The sequence below is a fragment of the Bradyrhizobium sp. 44 genome, assembly GCF_023073095.1.
Classification (GTDB): Bacteria; Pseudomonadota; Alphaproteobacteria; order Rhizobiales; family Xanthobacteraceae; genus Bradyrhizobium.
In genome coordinates this window covers 1,161,609-1,182,781 of sequence record NZ_JADPIY010000014.1, presented here as the reverse complement: position 1 = coordinate 1,182,781, position 21,173 = coordinate 1,161,609, and the positions used below count along the sequence as shown (strand labels likewise).

General features: G+C 65.3%; 15 protein-coding genes. 7 read left to right on the top strand and 8 right to left on the bottom strand.

Annotated elements, in window-relative coordinates:
* The first annotated feature begins 134 nt into the window (after positions 1-134).
* Complete coding sequence (locus IVB41_RS16405) at positions 135-1,424, top strand: Spy/CpxP family protein refolding chaperone (protein ID WP_247432744.1); 1,290 nt, start codon at positions 135-137, stop codon at positions 1,422-1,424.
* Here the strand turns inward: IVB41_RS16405 and IVB41_RS16400 are convergent, their stop codons facing one another.
* The 3 genes from IVB41_RS16400 to IVB41_RS16390 form a co-directional block, all read right to left on the bottom strand.
* The gene (locus tag IVB41_RS16400) at positions 1,425-2,252 is read right to left on the bottom strand and encodes a hypothetical protein (RefSeq protein ID WP_247432741.1); all 828 of its coding nucleotides are present in this window, start codon (positions 2,250-2,252) and stop codon (positions 1,425-1,427) included. It lies immediately after the preceding gene.
* A gap of 249 nt (positions 2,253-2,501) precedes the next feature.
* Positions 2,502-4,949: an adenylate/guanylate cyclase domain-containing protein gene (locus tag IVB41_RS16395; protein ID WP_247432738.1), complete on the bottom strand. Its 2,448-nt coding sequence runs from the start codon at positions 4,947-4,949 to the stop codon at positions 2,502-2,504.
* A 270-nt stretch (positions 4,950-5,219) separates the two neighbouring features.
* A complete protein-coding gene (locus IVB41_RS16390; RefSeq protein WP_247432734.1) occupies positions 5,220-7,298 on the bottom strand; it encodes an AsmA family protein in 2,079 nt (692 codons plus the stop codon).
* A gap of 235 nt (positions 7,299-7,533) precedes the next feature.
* Between IVB41_RS16390 and IVB41_RS16385 the strand changes: the two genes are divergently transcribed.
* The gene (locus IVB41_RS16385) at positions 7,534-8,208 is read left to right on the top strand and encodes a Crp/Fnr family transcriptional regulator (protein ID WP_247432731.1); all 675 of its coding nucleotides are present in this window, start codon (positions 7,534-7,536) and stop codon (positions 8,206-8,208) included.
* A gap of 204 nt (positions 8,209-8,412) precedes the next feature.
* Here the strand turns inward: IVB41_RS16385 and IVB41_RS16380 are convergent, their stop codons facing one another.
* From IVB41_RS16380 to IVB41_RS16365, 4 genes are all read right to left on the bottom strand, one after another.
* Positions 8,413-11,562 (bottom strand): efflux RND transporter permease subunit, encoded by a 3,150-nt coding sequence (locus tag IVB41_RS16380; RefSeq protein WP_247432728.1) that lies wholly within the window; start codon positions 11,560-11,562, stop codon positions 8,413-8,415.
* Positions 11,562-12,491, bottom strand: a complete 930-nt coding sequence (locus IVB41_RS16375) for an efflux RND transporter periplasmic adaptor subunit (protein ID WP_027515083.1) — start codon at positions 12,489-12,491, stop codon at positions 11,562-11,564. Before IVB41_RS16375 ends, IVB41_RS16380 begins: the two co-directional genes overlap by 1 nt.
* Positions 12,492-12,649: 158 nt before the next feature.
* Complete coding sequence (locus IVB41_RS16370; RefSeq protein WP_027568339.1) at positions 12,650-13,321, bottom strand: OmpA family protein; 672 nt, start codon at positions 13,319-13,321, stop codon at positions 12,650-12,652.
* A 146-nt stretch (positions 13,322-13,467) separates the two neighbouring features.
* Complete coding sequence (locus tag IVB41_RS16365) at positions 13,468-14,973, bottom strand: caspase family protein (protein ID WP_247284773.1); 1,506 nt, start codon at positions 14,971-14,973, stop codon at positions 13,468-13,470.
* Positions 14,974-15,345: 372 nt separating this feature from the next.
* On the opposite strand from IVB41_RS16365, the gene IVB41_RS16360 reads away from it, so the two are divergent.
* The gene (locus IVB41_RS16360; RefSeq protein ID WP_247432725.1) at positions 15,346-16,152 is read left to right on the top strand and encodes an N-acyl homoserine lactonase family protein; all 807 of its coding nucleotides are present in this window, start codon (positions 15,346-15,348) and stop codon (positions 16,150-16,152) included.
* Here IVB41_RS16360 and IVB41_RS16355 read toward each other — a convergent pair whose 3' ends face one another.
* Positions 16,153-16,695, bottom strand: a complete 543-nt coding sequence (locus IVB41_RS16355; RefSeq protein WP_247432723.1) for a MarR family winged helix-turn-helix transcriptional regulator — start codon at positions 16,693-16,695, stop codon at positions 16,153-16,155.
* A gap of 110 nt (positions 16,696-16,805) precedes the next feature.
* On the opposite strand from IVB41_RS16355, the gene IVB41_RS16350 reads away from it, so the two are divergent.
* Genes IVB41_RS16350 through hmgA form a run of 4 tightly spaced genes read left to right on the top strand, consistent with a single transcriptional unit; the run spans position 16,806 to position 21,011 of the window.
* Complete coding sequence (locus tag IVB41_RS16350; RefSeq protein WP_247432721.1) at positions 16,806-18,446, top strand: FAD-dependent oxidoreductase; 1,641 nt, start codon at positions 16,806-16,808, stop codon at positions 18,444-18,446.
* Positions 18,447-18,459: 13 nt separating this feature from the next.
* Positions 18,460-18,684: a DUF2783 domain-containing protein gene (locus IVB41_RS16345; protein WP_027568334.1), complete on the top strand. Its 225-nt coding sequence runs from the start codon at positions 18,460-18,462 to the stop codon at positions 18,682-18,684.
* Between the two features lie 21 nt (positions 18,685-18,705).
* Positions 18,706-19,662, top strand: coding sequence for an MBL fold metallo-hydrolase (locus IVB41_RS16340; protein ID WP_247432719.1), 957 nt, complete (start codon positions 18,706-18,708; stop codon positions 19,660-19,662).
* Between the two features lie 2 nt (positions 19,663-19,664).
* Positions 19,665-21,011 (top strand): homogentisate 1,2-dioxygenase, encoded by a 1,347-nt coding sequence (gene hmgA, locus IVB41_RS16335; protein ID WP_247432717.1) that lies wholly within the window; start codon positions 19,665-19,667, stop codon positions 21,009-21,011.
* The last annotated feature ends 162 nt before the right edge of the window (positions 21,012-21,173 follow it).

Sequence of the window (21,173 nt, the reverse complement as noted above, 5' to 3'; positions counted from 1 at the left end):
GGCTCTGCCCGGTGCGCGTTGCGACGCTTTGCCCTGTGCGCTTCCGGAACATTTGGTTCCCTCGCGCGTCGTTGTGATGCGACGCGATGCGCGCTTGGCGCCGGAGGAGGGCCAAGGTGGACAGGTCAGTGGTCATGTCGAGATCACGCTTGGCGCTCAGGCCAAGGCTGGGGCTGGCGCTATCAGGCGCAACCCTCGTGATTCTGGCGGTGCTGTTGCCAAGTCGCGCCGAGGCGCAGTTCGGCTTCCGCGGCGGCCCGCTCGGTGTTGCGCGCTTTGCCGTCGGCCACATGATCGGTATGTCTCGCTTGCGCCATGCCCGCATGGCGGTGCGGGGCAGCCGATACCGCTCCGCAGCGTTGAGGTCGCAAGATCCTCGCGGCGCAGAGCGCGGCCAGCCTGCGAATCCTTACGTCCTCCGTGCCGCAATGACGGCGCAAGCCGCGCTGTCGGGCTGGCACGGCGGCCGCCGTCCCCAAGGCTGGTGGCGCCACCCCGACGGCAGCTACGGCTGGGTCGGCCCGGTGTTCTGGCCGTTCGCGCATGACGACCTCACCACCGCGATCATCCTCGGCGATGCGACCAGCCTCTCGCTCTATGGCTATGGCGACATCTATGCCGCGATCTTCGCACCCTATGCGGCCACCGAGCTTGCCGCCTACACCGCGCCGCAAGGACGGCGCGGACGGCGAGTCCCGACCGCGGAGACTGTCTGCGATGCCAGCGACACCGGCGGCCTGCCGGTCGATCGCATTGCCGCTATCGTGCAGCCGAATGAATTGCAGCGCACTGCGCTCGACGAGCTCGCGACCGCGTGGGCATCCGCGCGCGACACCATCCGCGCCGCCTGTCCGGCGCAGGTCCCCGCGACGGCGATGGAGCGCCTCGGCCTGATGCGCGAGCGCATCGAGGCCATGATCAAGGCGACGGACGCGGTCGCACCTTCGCTGGCAAAATTCGTCGATCTCCTCGACGACGACCAGAGAGCCAAGCTCGACGGCCTGGCCAAGGACCGCCGCGCCGCGCTTGCAGCGATGCAGCAAAAGAATCCCCAGGCGGCATCGGCCTGCCAGGCGGACAGCGATCCCCGCTACGACGAGAAGCTGCAGCGCCAATACGAGCAGCTCATTCAGCAGCAATGGCCCGCGGCCGAGATCGCCTCCACGCTCAAGCTCGACGACACCGCCCGCGCGCGCCTCGACGTGCTCCAGGACACTACGCTGCGCACCATGGAAACGCTGAGCGCCTGTCCGTCACAGGCCGCACCGACACCACAGGCCCGCCTCACCGCCGCGAAGGCGCGGCTGGAGACGATGCTGCAGGCGGTGAACGGCGTCAGTGACGCGCTCGACGATTTCGAGGCCGACTTAAGCGACGAGCAGAAGGCGGGGTTCGAGGCGATCGGGCCGAAGCGCGGCGTGTGATCACCCGCAGGCCCACTCGAACTTCATGTCCTTGAAGTCGAGCTGCGCGTTGCCGCTGCCGAAATTGTAGCCGCCGAAATATTCCTCGAACTCGATGTAGAACGGGCTCATCTCAGGCACCGCCTGGCAGGGCCGCATGGTGCCGCCGAGATGGTTGTGGGCGTGGTCCTTGCCCCAGTCGTGCGAGCGGAAATTCTCGGTGGTCGGGACGCCGTCGATAAAGTAGTAGTAGGACTGATAGTCGCTCGGCGGATTACGCGGGAGGTGCGGGTCCTGCGGGGCCTTGCCGGCATTGGGATCGGTCGCGCGCGGCATCAAGGCGATCGCGAGGTTCTCCGCCAGGTCACCCCGCGGAGGGCCGGCGAACATCTTCTGCGCGTAAGGCGCCGCGGATTCGAAGAAAGCGCTGGCGCCGCCGACATCGAGCCAGCGCGGCCGCTCCGCCGTCGCAAGCGGAAGCGGCGCGGGCGGCGTCGCGAACGGGCCCTCGTACTCATGCTTCGTCAGCAGCAGCGCGGCATATTCGTAATCAAGGATGTCGGTCATGCGCGAAAGCCGCGGATGCGCTGGTCGCGCCAGCACGGCCTCGCGAATCTCGGGATCGTCGGGTGCCCCGCCGTCATTGTGATCTGGTGCGGTAGCGAAGAACGACACCGCGACGATATCCTCGCCGTGTACGCGATAATCCTTCGGCAGCAGAAGTGTAAAACCATGCATCAGAGGAAACCCGGTGACTGGGTCGAGCGGCCATTGCTTGCTCGTGATGCCCGGCGGCAGGCCGTAGACCCAACCATGATCACGCGCGCGATCGGCGGGCCGGTCCAGCATCTGCAAATCATACGCACGCGACGGCAAGGCAAGCGCCACAGGTCGGCTCCATCCGGACTTTCGCCTCGACGCGGAGGCGATCGTTAGTCGCGAGGACGAGAGATGTGGTTCGTGGGGATGATGCCATCCTGCCGGTGTTTTGCCCGACGAGTCAAACGGCTTCCGGCCAATTCCGTGCCCGCGTAACCCATTGATCTTGCAGGCCCCGGCTACTGTGCATGGGGTTGTTTTCGCAGTTTTTTGTTTGGGCTACCCGCGCCGCCTTGCCGCGGCGGCATCCACCACGTTCTCGACCTCCTCGCGCCACGACAGGATCTCCATCGCAAGCACCGGGTGGTTGAAGCCCTTGAGCACGAGATCGTCGAGTGCGCGGGCTTCGACCCAGGGCTCGACCATGCCGTAGACGCGGCGGCTGACGACGACCTGGCCGGCCTTGGCTTCGTCGCAGAGGCGGGAGGAGAGATTGGTGACGCTGCCGATCGCGGCATATTCGAGCCGCTGCTCGAAGCCGATCTGGCCGAGCGTGGCGTAACCCATGGCGACGCCGACGCCGAAGCCGAGCGAGTGGCCGCGGTTCTTCCACTTCTCGGTCAAATGGCCAATCACATCACGCATCTCGACCGCCATCTTCACCGCGCGCTTGGTATGGTCGGCAAATTGAATCGGCGCGTTGAACAGGATCATCACGCCATCGCCGGCAAAGCGGTCGAGCGTGCCTTCATAGCGGTGGATCAGCTCGCCGAGCGCGGCGTGATATTCGCGCAGCACGTTCATCGCCTCTTCCGGCTCGGTCGCCTCCGTGAACGAGGTGAAGCCGCGCAAATCGCAGAACACGACGGTGACCTCGCGGCGGTGGCTGTCGAGCAGTGCGTCGTGGCCGTCGGACGAGGCGATCAGCTGCGCGACTTGCGGCGCGAGGAAACGTTCGAGCCGCTTGATGCGGCCGATCTCGCCGAGTTGTTTCTCGACCCGCTCTTCCAGCGAGCGATTCCAGTTGCGCAGCTGCTCGGTCTGCTCCTGGAGCTTGGCGGCCTGCTGCTGCACGGTTTCGTGCGCCGCCGCGAGCTCGCGGCCCTTGTGGTCGACCTCGGTGAACAGCCGCGCATTGCGCATCGCCAGCACGGCCTGGTTGGCGAAGGTGCGCATCAGGCCGATGATGCTTGGAGCGAACTCGCCGCCGGCGCGGCGCAGCACCACCAGCGAGCCGAGCGTGCCCTGCTGATCCACCAGCGGCACCACCAGCACCGAATGGAAGCCGGCCGCGATCGCGACGTCGCGCAGCGGCTGCTCGGAGGCCCGGTCGAGATCTGAAATTGCGATCGGTTCGCCGCTCCCGGCCGCATCGCTCAGGATATCCTGGCCTTCGTCGATGGTGACATGGGCGCCGTCGGCGGATTTGTCGATGCCGTTGGCCTCGACCAGATTGAAGCGGCGCGCCTGCGCGTCATAGCCGTAGATCAGCACGGCGTCGGCATGGGTGATCTCGATCGCGCGCGCGGCGATCGTCGGCAGCACGGCGTTGAGATCGAGCGAGGCGGCGACCGCGCGGCCGACCTCTTCCAGCACCTTGAGCTCGTTGATCGACTGCGCGAGATCGCGGGTGCGCTCCTCGACCTTGGTCTCCAGGTCCGAATAGGTTTCCTGGATCTGGCCGGCCATGCGGTTGAACTGGCCGGCGAGATCTTCCAGCTCGTCTGAGGTGTGCACCTCGATGCGATGGCTGAAATCGCCCTCGCCGAGCTTGTGCGCGCCGTCGCGCAGCGCCGTGATCGGGATGATCATGCGGCGCGCCAGAAGCGTGCCGGCGAGGATCGCGACCAGCAGGCCCATGCCGATCAGCAGCCCAATGCGCACCAGCTGGTCGCGGATCGGCATCAAGGCCTGCGTGGTCGGCTGCTCGAACATCACGCTCCAGCCGAGCTTCGGCACGGTGCTCGCCGCGCTCATCACCGCATGGCCGTTGAAGTCGGTGCCCGAATTGTCGGGCTCGTGGCCCGGTGCGACCGCGGCCGCGACCTGCGGCAGCTTCGACAAATCCTTGCCGACGTCGGGGCCCTTCGACGACGTCGCCAGCACGCGGCCGCGCGGATCGACCACATAGGCGAAGGCCGCCTTGCCGACCTGGGCGTCAGACAGGTACTCGGAGAGAAAGCTGAGGTCGAGCTCGGCCACGGTGACGCCGGCGTTGAAGCCGGAATGCGCCACCGAGATCGACATGAACGGCGTTCGGTCGGAGAACCAGGCCGGCGCGTAGCTGACGCCGCGGGCGACGGTGTCGGTGAAGCGCATGTCGCGGGAGAGGTCGGCGTTGCTGCCGGTCGTGGTCGACTGGCGCGAGACGCGCAGCACCTCGCGGCCGTCGCCGTTGAGCTGGAACAGCTGAGTGACGACCGAGACCTGGTGCAGCAGCTGGGCGTAGTCGGCGCGGCGCTTCTCGAGCGTGTCCTGGCTCGCCCGCGTCACCCAGCTGATCTGGCGCTCCAGCTCGGAGATCGACTGCTCGATCCGCCGCGCGGCAGCCTGCGCCTTGTCCTCGAGACCGTCGGTCAGCTGTGCCTTGGTGGCGCGGTAGGAGATCCAGCTCTCCATCGCGCCGTTGACGGCGAGCACGAACACGACGAGGCCGACGAGAGAGACGACGTATTTGGCGAACAGACCCTCGCGCAGAAACCGTGTCTTGTCGCTCGCTCCTGCCATCCCGATCCTCTCGCGCCGCCATCGGCGCCGGCGCTACGGGCCTGACGGACCCTGCGAGCCTTCTAGCACAATTTGGTCCAACGGACTGTGAAGGGACTGGTCGGGGCCGCCTGACCGGCCGGTGTGGTTACCCGCCTGGACGCTGGGCAGGCGGAAGCATGGTGAATTGTCGCAGTCTCATCCGTTTGGAGGAAGCCGCCGCCGGGCCAGCCGATGTAAGGGGATGGCTTGGCAAGGGAGGGCTGGGAGTCCAGCGCTTTGGTCCTGCAATCATCGGTTAAAGAGCTGCCGCAGCACGTCGTTCATCGGCTGGCTGTCCTGCTGCGCCGCCGGCGGGTCCTCCAGGCCGGGGGACGTTGGCGAAGCTTGCGGCACCAATGTGGATGGCGCTGCAGGCAGGCTGCGGCTGCGGCCGGCGGCAGTGCCGGTGCCGGTGGCAGTCCCAGTGCCGTTTCCCGCGCCACCGGAAAGTCCCTGCTGGATCAGATTGCCGATCGCCTCGCCCAAGGGGCCGCCGAGCGGGTTGTTCTGTCCGGGCTGCTGGGTTTGCGGATTGGCATTGCCGGTCGCATTGCCGCCACCCGGCGCGGTGGCTCCCCCGAGGCCAAGGCTTCCCAGAATATTGCCGAGCCCAGCCCCATCAGCGCCGAACAGGCCCTTGCCCATCTCGCGCAGCTTGGCATAGGCGGCGTCCGGATTGTCCAGCATGCCGGCCATGTCAGGATAGATCCGCGGCTGCGACCAGGTGCCCTGGATCATCACGGGGATGCCGAAGCCGACCGGCTCGGCGGCGCGGCCCTGGCCTTCGGTCGTCATCACCAGCTTCGGCTCGACGCGAAAGCCCATCATCTTGGTGTCGAGTGCGATCGTGCCGGCACCGGTCACGCGGACCAGCGGTCCGGTCAGGCTGAGATCGGTGGTCACCGCCTGGCCCTTGTCGATCCGGAACGACGCCGAGAGCTGCGACAAATCCGTGCTCTGCTCCCGACCGTTGTCCTGGTTTGCCTGCCAGCCGGACAACGTGCCCGAGGTCAGCGAGCGGATCATCTGCGCGACGTTGATGCCGCGAATGGCGCCATCCTGGAAATTGACGAAGGCCGTGCCCTGCATGTTCGCCATCAGTGCGCGCTGGCTGGTGCCGGCGCTGCGCAGCGCGAGCTTGGCCTGCAGCTTGCCGTCGATCCGGTCGAATTCGGCGAGGCCCTGGAGCAGCGGCAGCGCGCGCACGCCGGCGAGGTCGGAATGCATCGCAAAGCTCGGCGCGCCGCTGGTCGCATCCAGGATCAATTCGCCCGAGACCTGGCCGCCATAGGCGCCGAGATTGGCGGTGCCGGCCTTCAGCACGCCGCCGGCGAGTTTTGCATCGACCGCCAGCGGCGCGAGACGCGCATCGCCGATCACCGCCTCGTGCGCGGAGATCCTGATTTGCGCATCGACATAGTTGAGCCCGGACACGTCGATCGGCGCATCGCTCCAGGGTTGCCCGGACGCGCCTTCCGGCGATTTCGCCAGCGGGATCGCGAGCCGCTGGAAGTCGAGATCGACCTTGACCAGAGGCTTGCTCGCGATATCGACCGAGGCCCAGCCGTTGAACGCGCCATCGCCGAGCGTGCCATTCAGGCCGTTGATCATCACGACATCGCCGCTCAGCCGCATCTCGGCATGGCCCGCGAGCCGGGACTTCAGCACGTCCGGCATGTCGATGGCGAAATCCACCGGAATGGTTGGTCGGTCGGCCGGCGGCGCCGGCGTGGTCGCCTTGATGTCGAACTTGGTCGGATGCTCGCCGACCCGTGCGGTGCCGGTGATGCTGATCTTGCGGTCGCGACCGACGATCGCATCGGCATTGACCGCGCTGATGCGGCTCTCGACGCGATCGCGCACGCGCGCGAATGCGATCTCGCCATCGGTGACCTTGATGCGGTCGATGGCGGCGCCGTCGGTATCGAGCGCGACCGGCTTCGATGTGCCGCCGGCATTCGGCAGGCGCTCGCGCAGCAGCGGCTGGTAGAGCACGGGATGGGTGACGACGAGCTCACTGATCTTCGGGCGGCCCGACCAGACGCTCGAGAGCGACATGTCAGCCTGCACGCTGTCGATGGTCAGGCGGGTCATGCCGCTGCGGTCCTTGGGGTCGGCAAGCGTGAGGTCGTTCAGCGTCACGTTCAGCGTCGGCCACAGGCTGATTCTGATGGTGCCGTCGATCGACAAGCGATAGCCGGTCGCGCTCTCGACCCGCGAGGCAATCGTCGACGTCAGGAAGCCCGAGGGGATCCCGACCACCAGCAGGAGTGCGATCACGATGACGATTGCGGCCACAGCCGCGCCGGCGAATTTCACGGCTCTCATGTCGACTTTCCAGCGGCGGACAACCGGCGTCGAATCCGGCAGATGACCGTCATTTGCACGCGTCCTTTACGCCTGAGTTTATCCCGGGACGGGAAGCGGCTCCAAGCACGTAAAAATAGTCTGGGGGTGCTGCAAAGTTATGTGACTTATGGCACACTTCCCCGGCGTGGTTTTACGCGATCCTGATGTTGATGGTTCCAAGCGATTTGCCAACGAAATTCACAAGGACATTGAAATGAGCAAGCAGGCCGAATTTGCGGTCATCCTCAAGATGAATGCGATGTTCGCCGATCTCGGCGCAGACGAGCTCCAGCGGCTGGCAAATCTCTGCCACACCCAGCATCTGGGGAATGGCGAGGTGCTATTCCAGAAGGGCGACGCGGGCGATGCGCTGTTTGGCGTGCGCCGAGGCCAGGTCCGCATCGAGACCGGTGCCTCCGACGGCAGCCGCCTGACGCTGAACTTCATGGGGCCGGGCGACCTGTTCGGCGAGGTTGCGGTGCTGGACGGCCAGAGCCGCACTGCGGACGCGACCGCTGGCGAAGTCAGCGAGCTGTTCGTGCTGCGGCGCGAAGACTTTCTCGCTTTCCTCGAACGCGAGCCGAAGGTCGGGATCAAGATCATCGCGCTGCTGTGCCAGCGCATCCGCTGGCAGAGCGAGCGCATGGAAGAGTCCATGCTCCAGCCGCTGCCGGTTCGTCTCGCGCGGCGCCTCTGCGCGCTCGCCGCCGATTTCGGCTCGGAGGTGCACATCTCGCAGGAGCAACTCGGCGTCTTCGTCGGCGCCGCCCGCGAGAGCGTCAACCGCCAGCTTCAGGCCTGGCGCAAGGAAGCGATCCTCGATCTCCAGCGTGGCCGCATCCTGCTGCGGAACATGACCAAGCTGACGGCGATCGCGCGGAACGAGTAGGGGGCCGTTAGGCTGGGTCGCTACAATCGGGGCGAAGGAGTTCGTCAGAAGAGTCCCAACTCGCAACCCACGCTTTAACGGCCTCGATCGGCACAGCACGACCGGTACGTCTGAATGCTTGGTAGCGAAGACGATCCTCCGCTATGTCGGGTTCGCGGATGGCGCTCGCTGAACTGCCTTGTGTACTTGACGCTTGTGCCATAGCTACTCCGCCGCGGGGTGCACGATGCTCTTCGGCGCTGGTGCCGCTCCCGCCGGCGCAGCTCCGTGGTGACTTGCGCCCTCCGCATCTTCGCTGTGCACGACCAGCCGCTTGGCGAAGCGCCAGATCAGCGCGCCGAGATCGTCCATCACCATGAACATCGCGGGCACGAACACCAGCGACAGGATGGTCGAGAAGATCAGGCCGCCGATCACCGCGAGCGCCATCGGCGAGCGGAACTCGCCGCCGGCGCCGACCGCGAGCGCGCTTGGCATCATGCCCGCGGCCATCGCGATCGTGGTCATCACGATCGGGCGAGCGCGTTTCATGCCTGCGTCGATCATGGCTTCTTCGCGCGGTGTGCCGGCGTGAATGGACTCGATGGCGAATTCCACCAGCATGATCGCGTTCTTGGTGACGATGCCCATCAGCATCAGGATGCCGATCCACACCGGCGTCGTGAGCTGCTTGCCGGTGATCAGCAGGGCCGCGATCGCGCCGCCGATCGAGAGCGGCAGCGAGAACAGGATGGTGATCGGCTGCAGGAAGGTGCCGAACAGCAGCACCAGCACGGCGTAGACCATCATCAGGCCCGCCGTGATCGCGGTGGCAAAGCCTTCGGACAGTTCGTTCAGGCTTTCGGCATCGCCGGAGGGCGAGACCTTCACGCCCTTCGGCCGGCTCTTCATGACCGGCAGGTCGTAGATCTTCTTGGTGGCGTCGCCGAGCGCGGCGGAGCCGACGAGATCGGCCGCGACGGTCGCCTGTCGCTCGCGATCGTAGCGGTTGATGCTGGTCGGACCCTGGTCGAGCTTGACGTCGGCGATGACGGAGAGCGGCACGCCGCCCTTCTCGCCGTGCTCGCCGAGCGGCACGCGTAACTGTTCGAGCGTCTTCAGATTGCCGCGCGCGGCATCCTCGAGCTGCACGCGGATCGGCACCAGACGGTCGCCGACGTCGAACTTGGCGAGCGCGGGGCCGACGTCGCCGATGGTGGCCACGCGGATGGTCTGCGACAGGCTTTCGGTCGACACGCCGAGCCGTGCGGCAAGATCGGCGCGCGGTTCGACGCGCAGCTCGGGCCGCTCCAGCGTGGTTTCCGAGATCACGTTGGAGATGGTGGGAATCCGCTTCATCTGCGTCGCGAGTTCGCTGGCGACGTTGTTGACGATGTTGGCGTCTGCGCCGGTCACGACCAGCGAGATGGCGCGCAGGCCGTTCTCGTCGAGGAACCAGAAGCGGATGTCTGGAATGTTCTCCAGCTCCTGGCTGATCGAGAATTCGAGCTCGCGCTGGGTGATGTCGCGGCTGTCCTTGGGCGTGTAGTTGATGATCAAAGCGGCGCGTCGGACTTCCTGGGTCCCGGGTGGAACGCGGCCGCCGTCGACGAAGATGCTTTTCACCTCGGGTCGCTTGCGCAGGCGCGCCACGATGTCCTCGGTGACTTTTTCGGTGTAGGCGAGCTGCGTGCCCGGCGGCAGCTCGAGCGCAACCAGCGAGCGCGAGCTGTCCTGCGCCGGGAGGAAACCCTGCGGCAGCAGCGTGATGCTCCAGATCGAGGCGGCGAAGACGCCGAAGCCGGCTAGCACCGTGATGAAATAGTGCTTCACCGACCAGGCCACGAGCCTGTGATAGGACCGCAGCACGCGGCCGGGCGGCGGCTCTTGGTGATTGCCATGTTTGAGGAAGTAGGCGGCGAGCACCGGCGTGACGAAGCGCGCCGCGAGCAGCGAGAAGAACACCTGCACCGAGACGGTGATGCCGAACTGCTTGAAGAACTGTCCGGCGATGCCCGACATGAAGCTCGCGGGTGCGAAGATCGCGATGATCGTCAGCGAGATCGCGATCACCGCGAGGCCGATCTCGTCGGCGGCTTCGAGGGCGGCACGATAGGGCGACTTGCCCATGTTCATGTGCCTGACGATGTTCTCGATCTCGACGATGGCGTCATCGACCAGAATACCCGTCGACAGCGTGATGGCGAGGAAGCTGACGAGGTTGAGCGAGAAGCCGAGCAGGTCCATCGCCCAGAATGCCGGGAAGATCGACAACGGCAGCGAGATCGCGGCGATGATGGTGGCACGCAGGTCGCGCAGGAACAACAACACGATGACGACGGCGAGGATGGCGCCTTCGAACAGGGTCGAGATCGCCGCGTGGTAATTGCCATTGGTATATTCGACCGAGGTGTCGATCACCTTCAGGTCGACGTCGGGATAGGTGGCCTTGAGCGTGTCGATGCGCTTCTGCACCGCCTCGGCGACCTTCACGTCGCTGGCACCCTTGGAGCGCTTGATGCCGAGCGCGACGATCGGCTCGCCGTTGAAGCGGGCGAAGGTGCGGCGGTCTGCGATGGTGTCGGTCACGGTGCCGAGATCGTCGAGCCGGACCTCGCCGCCGCCGAACAGCGGAATCATGGTGCCGGCGAGGTCGCTCAGCGTCTTGGCGCCCGCGAGGGTGCGGATCGCCTGGTCGTTCTTGCCGATCTCGGCGCGGCCGCCGGCGACGTCGACATTGGTGCCGCGCAGGCTCTGGCTGACGTTGACGGCCGTCAGCCCCATCGACTGCAGGCGGTCGGGATCGAGCGAGACCAGGATCTCGCGCTCGACGCCGCCGATGCGCTCGACCTGGGCGACGCCGCGCACGCCCTGCAGCGCGCGCTTGACCACGTCATCGACGAAATAGGAGAGCTGCTCCGGCGTCTTGCCGGGCGAGATCGCGGCGTAGGTGACGATCGGCAGGCCGATGACGTCGACGCGCTGGATCAGGGGCTCGGTGACGTTCTGCGGCAGATTGGAGCGCACGCGCGTCACCGCGTCCTTGACGTCGTTGAGCGCGCGGTCGGTGTTGGTTTCCAGCGCGAACTGGATCGTCGTCACCGACAGGCCGTCGGTGATCTGCGAGGTGATGTGCCTGACGCCTTCGACACCGGAGACGGCGTCTTCAACCGTCTTGGTGACCTGGGATTCGAGCTCGGCGGGTGCTGCGCCGAACTGCGATACCGCGACCGAGATCACGGGAATGTCGGCCGAGGGTAGCCGCGTCACCGCGAGCTTGGTGAACGACACCCAGCCGAGGATCAGGAGGATGATGGAAAAAACGACCGACGGCAGCGGATTGCGAATCGACCATGCCGAGATATTGAGAGCCATCAGCGTACCCGCGTGCGATCGAGTTCATCGGCGAACATGGTCTTGATCTGGTCGCCGTCATGCAGCGAAGAGCCGGCGTCGGCGACGACGATCTCGCCGACGTTGAGGCCCTCCAGGATTTCCGTCGCGCTGTCCGACGACAGCCCGACCCGTACCTTGCGCGTCTCGACAATGTTGCCTTTGACGACCTGCACGGTGAGATGGTCGATCGCGGTCTTGGGAACCGCGACGCCGCAGCTTCGCTTGGCGTCGATCGAGGCGCGGGCGAACACGCCGACTTTCAGCGAGGGATTGTTGGTGACGCTGATGCGCACGCGGCCGAGCTGGGTGGCGCGATCGATTTCGGGCGCCACCAGCCTGACCCGCCCGATCAGATCGGGCGCGTCGTCGCGGCTGATGCGAACGGTCGCGCCGGAGCTGAGCTTGGCCATGTGCACCGCCGGGACTTGCGCGTCCAGCTCGATCTCGTTGTTGACGGCGATTCGGAACATCGGGCCAGCCTGCGGTGAGGCCGGCGCGCCGACGATGGTGCGGACCTCGGTGACGAGACCCGGCGCAGAGGCCTTCAGGGAGACCGGACCTTGCGGGCCGGGCCGCTGCGGCTGGCCCGGGATCTGGGGCGGTGCGGTCAGGCGCGCCAGCTCCTGATTGTCGGTGACGAGGGTGCCCTCGGTGACGAAGAGGTCGGTGACCCTGGATCCCTCCTGGTCGGCGACGACCACGGCTTCGCGGCGCGGCACGAAGAAGCCGGTCACCCGAACCAAGTCCGAGAAGCAGGCATTGGTCGACTTGGTTACGATGACCAGGGCCTCGCTCGGCGTTTCCTTGGGCTCGGCGCGATGCCGGTGCTCGAACAGATAATAGCCGACGCCGAGCGCGACGACGAAGACCACCGTTCCGGCCGGCTTGAGATATTGGGAGAGGTTCATTGCCGGATCGTCCTGGCCTGGCTCACGGCCATCCGCGCGCGGCCCATGGAGAGCGTTTTCCTGAAATGAAGCAGCGTCCCGCAAGGCTGCGGGACGCGCGCTGGAAGCAAGACTTTACACCACATCACGACTTGTCACTTCAAAGGATTACGTCGTGCTCACTTCGATGCGGTGGTCTTGTTTTCCATGTTGACGACCTGCACGCGACGATTGACCTCGGCCATCGGCTGGGCCGGGTCCTTCAGCTTGCTCTTGCCGTAGCCGACCGTGACGAGGTCGGTCGCGGAGATGCTGTACTTGTCGACCAAATAGCGCTTGATCGAATCCGCGCGGCGCTCCGACAGGTCCTGATTGTAGCTCTCGCCGCCGGCGGCGTCAGTGTGGCCGGCGACCACGAAGGTCGAGCCCTTCAGGTCGGGGCTGGTCAGCGCGCGGCCGAGCGCCTGGACCGAGGCAAGCGATTTGGCGCTGATATTGGCCGAGTTGTAGTCGAATGTGATTTCCAGATCGATGTTCGGCTTGTCCTTGGCCGCCGACGCGATTTCTTCACGCTCGACCGACGAAAGGGAGCGTGTCGAGCGGCCGCGCACGGACTGGATCAGCTTGGACTCAGTCGCACTCGGTGCGGGATCGGCCTGCGGAGCGATCGAGAGGCCGCGCGTCAGCGGCTTTTTCGGCGGCGGCGCCAGCGCGCGGACGATCTCGTCCTCGGTGACGTTCTTGCTGTTGCCGTCGTCGGCCGCGAAGGCAAGCGGGATCGTCAGCGACAGCGCGGCGCCGACGGTGATGATGGACAGGATTGCGGTAAGTCCTTTTGCAGCCAATCTCATAGCCAGTCCCTCCTGCGCAGCCAGCTGGCGCGGTTCGAAAATCCTGCAGTAAGCCGCCCCGAAAAGGCGGGCGGCGGCATCCGTTCAATTAGTCTTCGCCGGGCCGTCGCGGGTTCGAGGCACATCGGCCCCGCTTCAAAAAAATATCAACGCACTCCGTAGCTTGCGAATTCCTGAACAATGTTCGGGTCCATCGCCTTGGCATTGGCGATGTCGAGCGCACCTTCCTGCGCCGAGCCGTTGCGCTGCTTGGCGATCCCGCGTCCGAACAGCGAGGAGGTCAGGCGCGGATTGATCCTCAGGGCGGCCTCGAAATCGGCGATGGCGTTCTTCACCGCCCCCGATTTCAGATTGACGAGCCCCCGGCTGTCCAGCGCGTCGACGAAGTTCGGCCGCAGCCGCAGGGCCTCGTTGCAATCCTTCAGCGCGCCCTGGAGGTCGCCGACCACGGTGCGGGTCCAGCAGCGATTGTTCAGAGCCTCGACGTCCTTCGGGTTGATCCGGAGCGTCTCGTCAAAATCCTTGATGGCCAGGCTGTAGGCGCCCTTGCTGGCATAGACCTGACCGCGCCGGTAAAGCGCGTTCACGTCATCCGGATTGGCCGCGATCTTGGCGGTCAGCCCCTTGATGGTGGGGTCCTCGGCCAGGACGGCCGCACTCGGCCCGCTCTCCATGCTCGGAGCGGTCGCGGGATCGGCCGGAATCACAGGCGGAGGCGGCGGTGGTGCCGGTGGCAAGGCAGCCTCGACCTGCGGCTTCGGTGACGGAGCGGGCGCGGCCACTGTGTCGGCCGGTTTCGGCGGCGGAGGCGGTGAAGGTGCGGGCGGGGCCGGCTGCGGGTTGTTGGCGACGACCGGCGGCGGCGCGGGTGGCGGAGTCGTTGTTGGGCGCGACCCACCGGCCCCTGGAATGAACGAGAAATCCTCGGCCAGTGAAGAGGAGATCCACGGTACCTGCTCGCCCCGGGAGGCACGGGTGACGCCCATCTTGGTGCGGTTCAGCGTCTCCTCGGCCATCAGGTCGGGGACGCGGATTTCCTTGAGGAGTTCCTGGACGAACAGGCTGTGCTCGCCGCCGGCGTCCGAGACCACCGAGGCCAGCGCCGCCGAATACATCACCAGCGTGCCGTTCGGCGCGATGACGGGGGTCAGGCCGGCCGAGAAGCTGCGGAACCGGCGCTCGAACGGGTTGCGCCTGGAGGCGTCGACCAGCGCGATCTTGACGCCGGCGCCGCGGGTGTTGAGCTCGCCGAGCACGGTTTCGAGGCTGATGCCGTCGCGCCGCACGTCGGATTCGGTCCAGATCTGCGCATCGATCGGCAGCAAATAGCTCTGCCGCGCGGACTGGATGCCGAAGCCGCTGAAGAACACCAGTGCCACCGACCCCGGCTTGATCTTGCCGTAGAGCTTGTCAAAGGCACGGCGCATGCCGTCACCGGTCAGGTTCTCACCGGTCTCGACGGAAAAGCCGTCGCGCTTGAGCTCGTCGGCGACGTCGCGCGCGTCGTTGAGCGGTTCCTTCAGGGGAGCGTCGGCGTCCGGGTATTTGGCGTTGCCGATAACCAGCGCAAAGCGATCGCCGGCCGCAAGTGACGGAGCGGTCGGGATGAGCGACACGAGCAAGGACAGAACGAAAAGCAGGCGAATTTTCATAATTAGCGCGATCCAGCCAAAAAGGCGCCGTTTCCAGCTTGCGCCGCGGCGACCTTAACTTACGCAATGTGCATTATCAAACCGGGGAAGGGGGGCGTCAACCGCTTGCGGATTCGGCGCTATCGCGACAATTGACCGCGACGCATGGGCATGTTGCGGGGGGAATAAACGGGCGGTCACGATTGCACGCGATGCATTCTGGTTGTCATTGCGGCTGCACGTTAGGGCAGCCATGGCGACAACAATGTGATTGGTCTCACATTGCGGACGGGCCTCCTTCGCAACCTGCGGTGTTTGACCTTTGCGGTGGACGATGGCTTGGTGCGGTCGATCGCCCTGAAGGTGCATCCACAAAAGAGCAAGATCAAAACCATGGGAAACGCCTACGAAATCTACGCCCTGCGCTACGCGACGATGTCGCCGCGCACGCCCAACATGAACTTCCTCGCGCCCGACCCGCATGACAGCGCGGCGCAGGACCTCGACTATTTCGTCTGGCTGATTCGCGGCAACGGCCGCGACATCCTGGTCGACACCGGCTTCAATGCCGAGGAGGCGTCCGCGCGGGCCCGCAAGCTGACGCTCAATCCGGTCGACGCGCTGGAGCGCTTTGGTGTCGCGGCAGCGGGCATTCGCGACATCATCGTGACGCATCTGCATTACGACCACGCCGGCAATCTGGACCGCTTCCCGAACGCGCGCTTCCATATCCAGGAGCGCGAGATGGCCTACGCGACGGGGCGCTGCATGTGCAACGGACTGCTGCGACATCCGTTCTCGGTCGAGCACGTCACCCAGATGGTCCGCCATGTCTATGGCGAGCGCGTCAATTTCTATTCCGGCGACGGCGAGGTCGCGCCCGGCGTCACCGTGCACCGCGTCGGCGGCCATTCCGACGGCCTGCAGGTGGTGAGGGTCGAGACCACCCGCGGACCGGTGGTGCTGGCGTCCGATGCCGCGCATTACTACGCCAATCTCCAGCGCAGGAGCCCATTCCCGATCGTCTACAATGTCGGCGACATGGCGGCTGGATGGGAGACGATCGAGCGTCTCGCGGGCCATCCCGACCGGTTCATTCCCGGCCACGACCCGATCGTGACCGAGATCTATCCGCGCGCCAGCGACCAGGGCGATGTGTGGGCCCTGCATTTGCCGCCGTCGCGATCGTTCGCAAAGTGATCAATACGCCTGCTTGGCGTCGGCCTCTTCGCTGGTCTGGATCAAGTCGAGGCTCTGCTCGATCTTGCCGAGCAGCGTCGATAGCTGTTTGCGCTCCTGCGTGGAGAGGCAGGCGAGGATCTCGTCTTCCCGCCGCAGCAATTGCGGAAACAGCTCCTCGTAGAGCGTGCGGCCTTTCCTCGTCAGTCGCAGGCGGAATTCGCGGCGATCGGCTTCGTTCTCGACGCGCTCAATCAAACCCTGCTGCAGCAGCATGGTCACCGCGCGGCTGATGGTGGATTTGTGCGTGCGGGTGCATTGCGCGACGTACTGCGCGCTGCAGGCATCGTTGCGGAAGCCGAGCGTCGCGATCACGCGCCAGGCCGGGATGTCGAGGCCGTGACGTTCCTGATATTCGACCGAAAGCGCGGCGCTGACCTCCGCCGCGAGCCGGTTGAGGCGGAACGGCACGAACCTGAACAGGTCGAGCCGTGTTTGTGGCCGCGCTGAGGCCGCATCGGCCTCACGTGTCTTTAGCGCGATGTCGCTGGATGTCCTCGCCAAGGAGAGCGCTCCGAATTCCGGTTGACGGCCGGCCGGCTCCGGTCCAAAATAGTTGCACGTGAGACTATCTAGCAGATCAGTCCTCTTCTGACCAGAGCCGAGGTTAGCGCATGGCGCAGGCCAATACGCATCAGGCCAAAACCCAGTTCGGCTATCGCCGCCACCCCGATCAGGATCGTCCCGGGCAGGGCGCGGCCGAGCATCCCGTGGTGATCGTCGGCGCGGGTCCGGTCGGGCTGTCGCTGGCGATCGACCTTGCCCAGCGCGGCCAGCACGTCGTCCTTCTGGATGACGCCGACCGCATTGGCGAGGGCTCTCGCGCGATCTGCTTCTCGAAACGTTCGCTGGAATATTGGGACCGGCTCGGCGTCGGCGACCGCATGGTCGACAAGGGCGTGGTCTGGAGCGTCGGCCGCATCTTCCACGGCGATCAGCAGCTCTACCAGTTCAATCTGCTGCCGGAGGACGGTCACAAGCGACCGGCCTTCATCAATCTCCAGCAATATTACGCCGAGGCCTATCTGGTCGACCGCATCAGCGATCTGCCCGAGATCAATCTGCGCTGGCGCAACAAGGTGACGGCGCTGGAGCGCCGCAACGATTCCGTCGCGCTGACGATCGAGACGCCGGAGGGCGCCTATCGCCTGCACGCGCACTATGTCGTCGCCTGCGACGGTGCGCGCTCGTCGCTGCGGCAGATGGTGGGCGCCGACTTCGCGGGCCAGGTGTTCGAGGACCAGTTCCTGATCGCCGACGTCAAGATGACCGCGGAATTCCCGACCGAGCGCTGGTTCTGGTTCGATCCACCATTTCATACCGGGCGGTCGGCGTTGCTGCACAGGCAGCCTGACGATGTCTGGCGCATCGACCTTCAGCTCAATCGCTATGCCGACCCCATCGTCGAGAAGAAGCCCCAGAACGTGCGGCCGCGGATTGCGCGCATGCTTGGCCACGACAAGTTCGAGTTCGAGTGGATCTCGCTCTACAAATTCCAGTGCCGGCGGATGGACCGCTTCGTCCATGGCCGCGTGATTTTTGCAGGCGATTCCGCGCACCAGGTCTCGCCGTTCGGCGCGCGCGGCGCCAATTCGGGACTCGAGGACGCCGAAAACCTCTCCTGGAAACTCGACCGCGTGCTGCGCGGCGCCTCACCCGCGAGCCTGCTCGAGAGTTATCATGTTGAGCGCAGTCTGGCGGCCGACGAGAACATCCGCGAATCCACCCGTTCGACCGACTTCATGGCGCCGAACTCGCATCAGGAAGCGCGGCTGCGCAAGGCGGTGCTGTCGCTGGCCAAGGAAACGGAGTTCGGCAAGCGCATGGTCAATGGCGGGCGGCTCTCGGTGCCGTGCAGCTATGACTCGCCGCTGTCATCGCCCGATGCGGAGGCGTGGCGCGGTGGCCCGCTGCCGGGTTGTTCGATGCTCGATGCCCCCGTTACGACGCCCGCGGGCGAACAAGCCTATTTGACCGATGCGTTCCGCAAGGGTGGGACTGACTTCACCTTGCTGTCGTTCAGCAATGGCGCGGCGATTGAGGCGCCTGTTGGTGTGAAGGACATCTGCATCGGCGGTAAGGACGGGCTCGCAGATCCGGCGGGGCTCACCGCAAAGCGCTATGATGCGGAACCCGGCTCAGCCTACCTGCTCAGGCCGGACGGCTACGTTGCGGCGCGCTTCCGCCACCCCACGCGCGCTGGCGTCGCGGCAACGCTGTTGCGGGCCCAAGGTCTGAATCAAGAACTTGCGTGAATTGAGGATTCGCATGCCGCTCTCCACCAGCTCCAACTTCGCGCGACCCGACGACGCCTTTCGTGCCATCGTGGAGGCGCATCGTGGCTTCACCGACGAGCAAAGCGCCGACTTCGACGCGGCGCTGGTGCTGATCCTCGCCAACCATATCGGCGATATCGACGTGCTGCGCGAGGCGATCGTCCTCGCGAAGCGCCGCATGATCGACGGCCAGCAGCAACAACAGCAACAACAATAACCCCGATACAAGGAACAACTGATGGCGAAGAACTTCGCATCCACCGGCGACCTCTCCGAGAAGAAGATCACCTTCTCCGAGATCGGCACCGATCTCTACGCCTTCACCGCGGAGGGCGATCCGAACACCGCGATCATCGTCGGCGACGACGGCTGCCTGGTGTTCGACGCGCAATCGACGCCGGCGATGGCCAACAAGGTGATCGAGCGCGTCCGTACCGTCACCGACAAGCCGATCAAATATGTCGTGCTGTCGCATTATCACGCCGTGCGCGTGCTCGGTGCCTCCGCCTACAAGGCGCAGGGCATCGTCGCCTCGCAGGAGACCTATCGCCTGATCGAGGAGCGTGGCCAGCAGGATTGGGATTCCGAGTATGGCCGCTTTCCGCGCCTGTTTCAGGACGCCCAAAGCATTCCCGGCCTGACCTGGCCGACGCTGACCTTCGAAGGCGAGATGTCGATCTATCTCGGCAAGCGCGAGGTGCGCCTGATGCAGCTTGGCGCCGGCCACACCTCGGGCGACATCGTCGCCTGGGTGCCCGATGCCGAGGTGATGTTCTCCGGTGACCTGATCGAATACCACTCGGCCTGCTATTGCGGCGACGCGCATTTGCGCGAATGGCCGCTGACGCTGAACGAGATCCGCAACTTCAATCCCAAGGCGATCGCGCCGGGCCGCGGCGATGCGCTGAAGGGTGTCGCCACGGTGCGCGAAGCCATCGCGATGACGCGCGACTTCGTCACCTCGCTCTACGGCGCCGCCGAAATCTCGGTCGCCAAGGGCCGCACGCTGAAGGAATCCATGGCCGCGACGCGCGAGGTCATGGATCCGAAATTTTCGAGCTTCGCCATCTACGAGCACTGTCTGCCGTTCAACGTGTCGCGCGCCTATGACGAGGCGTCGGGAATCGACGACCCCGTGATCTGGACTGACAAGCGCGACCAGGAGATGTGGGCCGCCCTGCAAGGAGGAGGATAGAAATGAACATCAATACCTCGCCCGATCAGATCATTCGCAGCACGGCCCAGGTCACGCCGGGCTACATGTCCGGCTTCGGCAACAGCTTTGAGACCGAGGCGTTGCCGGGCGCGCTGCCGATCGGGCGCAACTCGCCGCAGCGCTGTGCCTACGGCCTCTATGCCGAGCAGCTTTCCGGCTCTCCCTTCACCGCGCCGCGCGGCAGCAACGAGCGCTCCTGGCTCTATCGTATTCGCCCGTCGGTGAAACATTCGGGTCGCTTCGAGAAGGCCGATGGCGGTCTGTGGCGCTCGGCACCGTGCCATGAAAACGATCTGCCGATCGCGCAATTGCGCTGGGATCCGGCGCCGATCCCGAAGGAGGACATGACATTCCTCCAGGGCGTGCAGACCATGACGACGGCCGGTGACGTCAACACCCAGGCCGGCATGGCCGCGCATGTTTATCTCATCACCAAGTCGATGGTGGACCAGCACTTCTACAATGCGGACGGCGAGCTGATGTTCGTGCTGCAGCAAGGCAACTTACGTCTCGTCACCGAGTTCGGTCGCATCGATGCCGAGCCCGGGGAGATCGTAGTGATCCCACGCGGCGTCAAGTTTCGCGTCGAGATTCCGAACGGACCGGCGCGCGGCTATCTCTGCGAAAACTACGGCGGAGCCTTCACACTGCCGGAGCGCGGGCCGATCGGCGCCAACTGTCTCGCCAATGCCCGCGACTTCCTGACACCGGTCGCGCACTACGAGGACAAGGACACGCCGAACGAGTTGTTCGTGAAATGGGGCGGATCGCTGTTCAAGACCACGCTGCCGCATTCGCCGATCGACGTCGTCGCCTGGCACGGTAATTACGCGCCGTACAAATATGATCTGCGTAGCTTCTCGCCGGTCGGCGCGATCGGCTTCGATCATCCCGATCCCTCGATCTTCACCGTGCTGACCTCGCCGTCGGAGACCGCGGGCACGGCGAACATCGACTTCGTGATCTTCCCCGAGCGCTGGATGGTCGCCGACAACACCTTCCGCCCGCCGTGGTATCACATGAACATCATGAGCGAGTTCATGGGCCTGATCTACGGCGTCTACGACGCCAAGCCGCAAGGTTTCGTGCCGGGCGGCATGAGCCTGCACAATTGCATGCTGCCGCACGGCCCCGATCGCGATGCCTTCGAGCACGCCAGCAACGGCGAGCTGAAGCCGGTGAAGCTGACCGGCACCATGGCCTTCATGTTCGAGACCCGCTACGCGCAGCGCGTCACCGCGTACGCCGCGAATTCCGCCACGTTGCAGGACGACTACGCGGATTGCTGGAAGGGTCTGGAAAAGCGGTTCGATCCGAGTAAGCCGTAGCCTTCTTACCCTCTCCCCTTGTGGGAGAGGGTGGCTCGCCGCATAGCGGCGAGACGGGTGAGGGGTCTCTCTCCCCACGTGAGCCTCTCGCAGTATCAATTGTCGATACAACCCCTCATCCGGCGCTTCGCGCCACCTTCTCCCACAAGGGGAGAAGGAAAA

What these genes read in the sequence shown, in the direction of transcription:
- IVB41_RS16405 (WP_247432744.1), top strand. Translation starts at nt 135, where the DNA reads ATGTCGAGATCACGCTTGGCGCTCAGGCCAAGGCTGGGGCTGGCGCTA.
- IVB41_RS16400 (WP_247432741.1), bottom strand. Translation starts at nt 2,252, where the DNA reads ATGCTGGACCGGCCCGCCGATCGCGCGCGTGATCATGGTTGGGTCTAC.
- IVB41_RS16395 (WP_247432738.1), bottom strand. Translation starts at nt 4,949, where the DNA reads ATGGCAGGAGCGAGCGACAAGACACGGTTTCTGCGCGAGGGTCTGTTC.
- IVB41_RS16390 (WP_247432734.1), bottom strand. Translation starts at nt 7,298, where the DNA reads ATGAGAGCCGTGAAATTCGCCGGCGCGGCTGTGGCCGCAATCGTCATC.
- IVB41_RS16385 (WP_247432731.1), top strand. Translation starts at nt 7,534, where the DNA reads ATGAGCAAGCAGGCCGAATTTGCGGTCATCCTCAAGATGAATGCGATG.
- IVB41_RS16380 (WP_247432728.1), bottom strand. Translation starts at nt 11,562, where the DNA reads ATGGCTCTCAATATCTCGGCATGGTCGATTCGCAATCCGCTGCCGTCG.
- IVB41_RS16375 (WP_027515083.1), bottom strand. Translation starts at nt 12,491, where the DNA reads ATGAACCTCTCCCAATATCTCAAGCCGGCCGGAACGGTGGTCTTCGTC.
- IVB41_RS16370 (WP_027568339.1), bottom strand. Translation starts at nt 13,321, where the DNA reads ATGAGATTGGCTGCAAAAGGACTTACCGCAATCCTGTCCATCATCACC.
- IVB41_RS16365 (WP_247284773.1), bottom strand. Translation starts at nt 14,973, where the DNA reads ATGAAAATTCGCCTGCTTTTCGTTCTGTCCTTGCTCGTGTCGCTCATC.
- IVB41_RS16360 (WP_247432725.1), top strand. Translation starts at nt 15,346, where the DNA reads ATGGGAAACGCCTACGAAATCTACGCCCTGCGCTACGCGACGATGTCG.
- IVB41_RS16350 (WP_247432721.1), top strand. Translation starts at nt 16,806, where the DNA reads ATGGCGCAGGCCAATACGCATCAGGCCAAAACCCAGTTCGGCTATCGC.
- IVB41_RS16345 (WP_027568334.1), top strand. Translation starts at nt 18,460, where the DNA reads ATGCCGCTCTCCACCAGCTCCAACTTCGCGCGACCCGACGACGCCTTT.
- IVB41_RS16340 (WP_247432719.1), top strand. Translation starts at nt 18,706, where the DNA reads ATGGCGAAGAACTTCGCATCCACCGGCGACCTCTCCGAGAAGAAGATC.
- hmgA (WP_247432717.1), top strand. Translation starts at nt 19,665, where the DNA reads ATGAACATCAATACCTCGCCCGATCAGATCATTCGCAGCACGGCCCAG.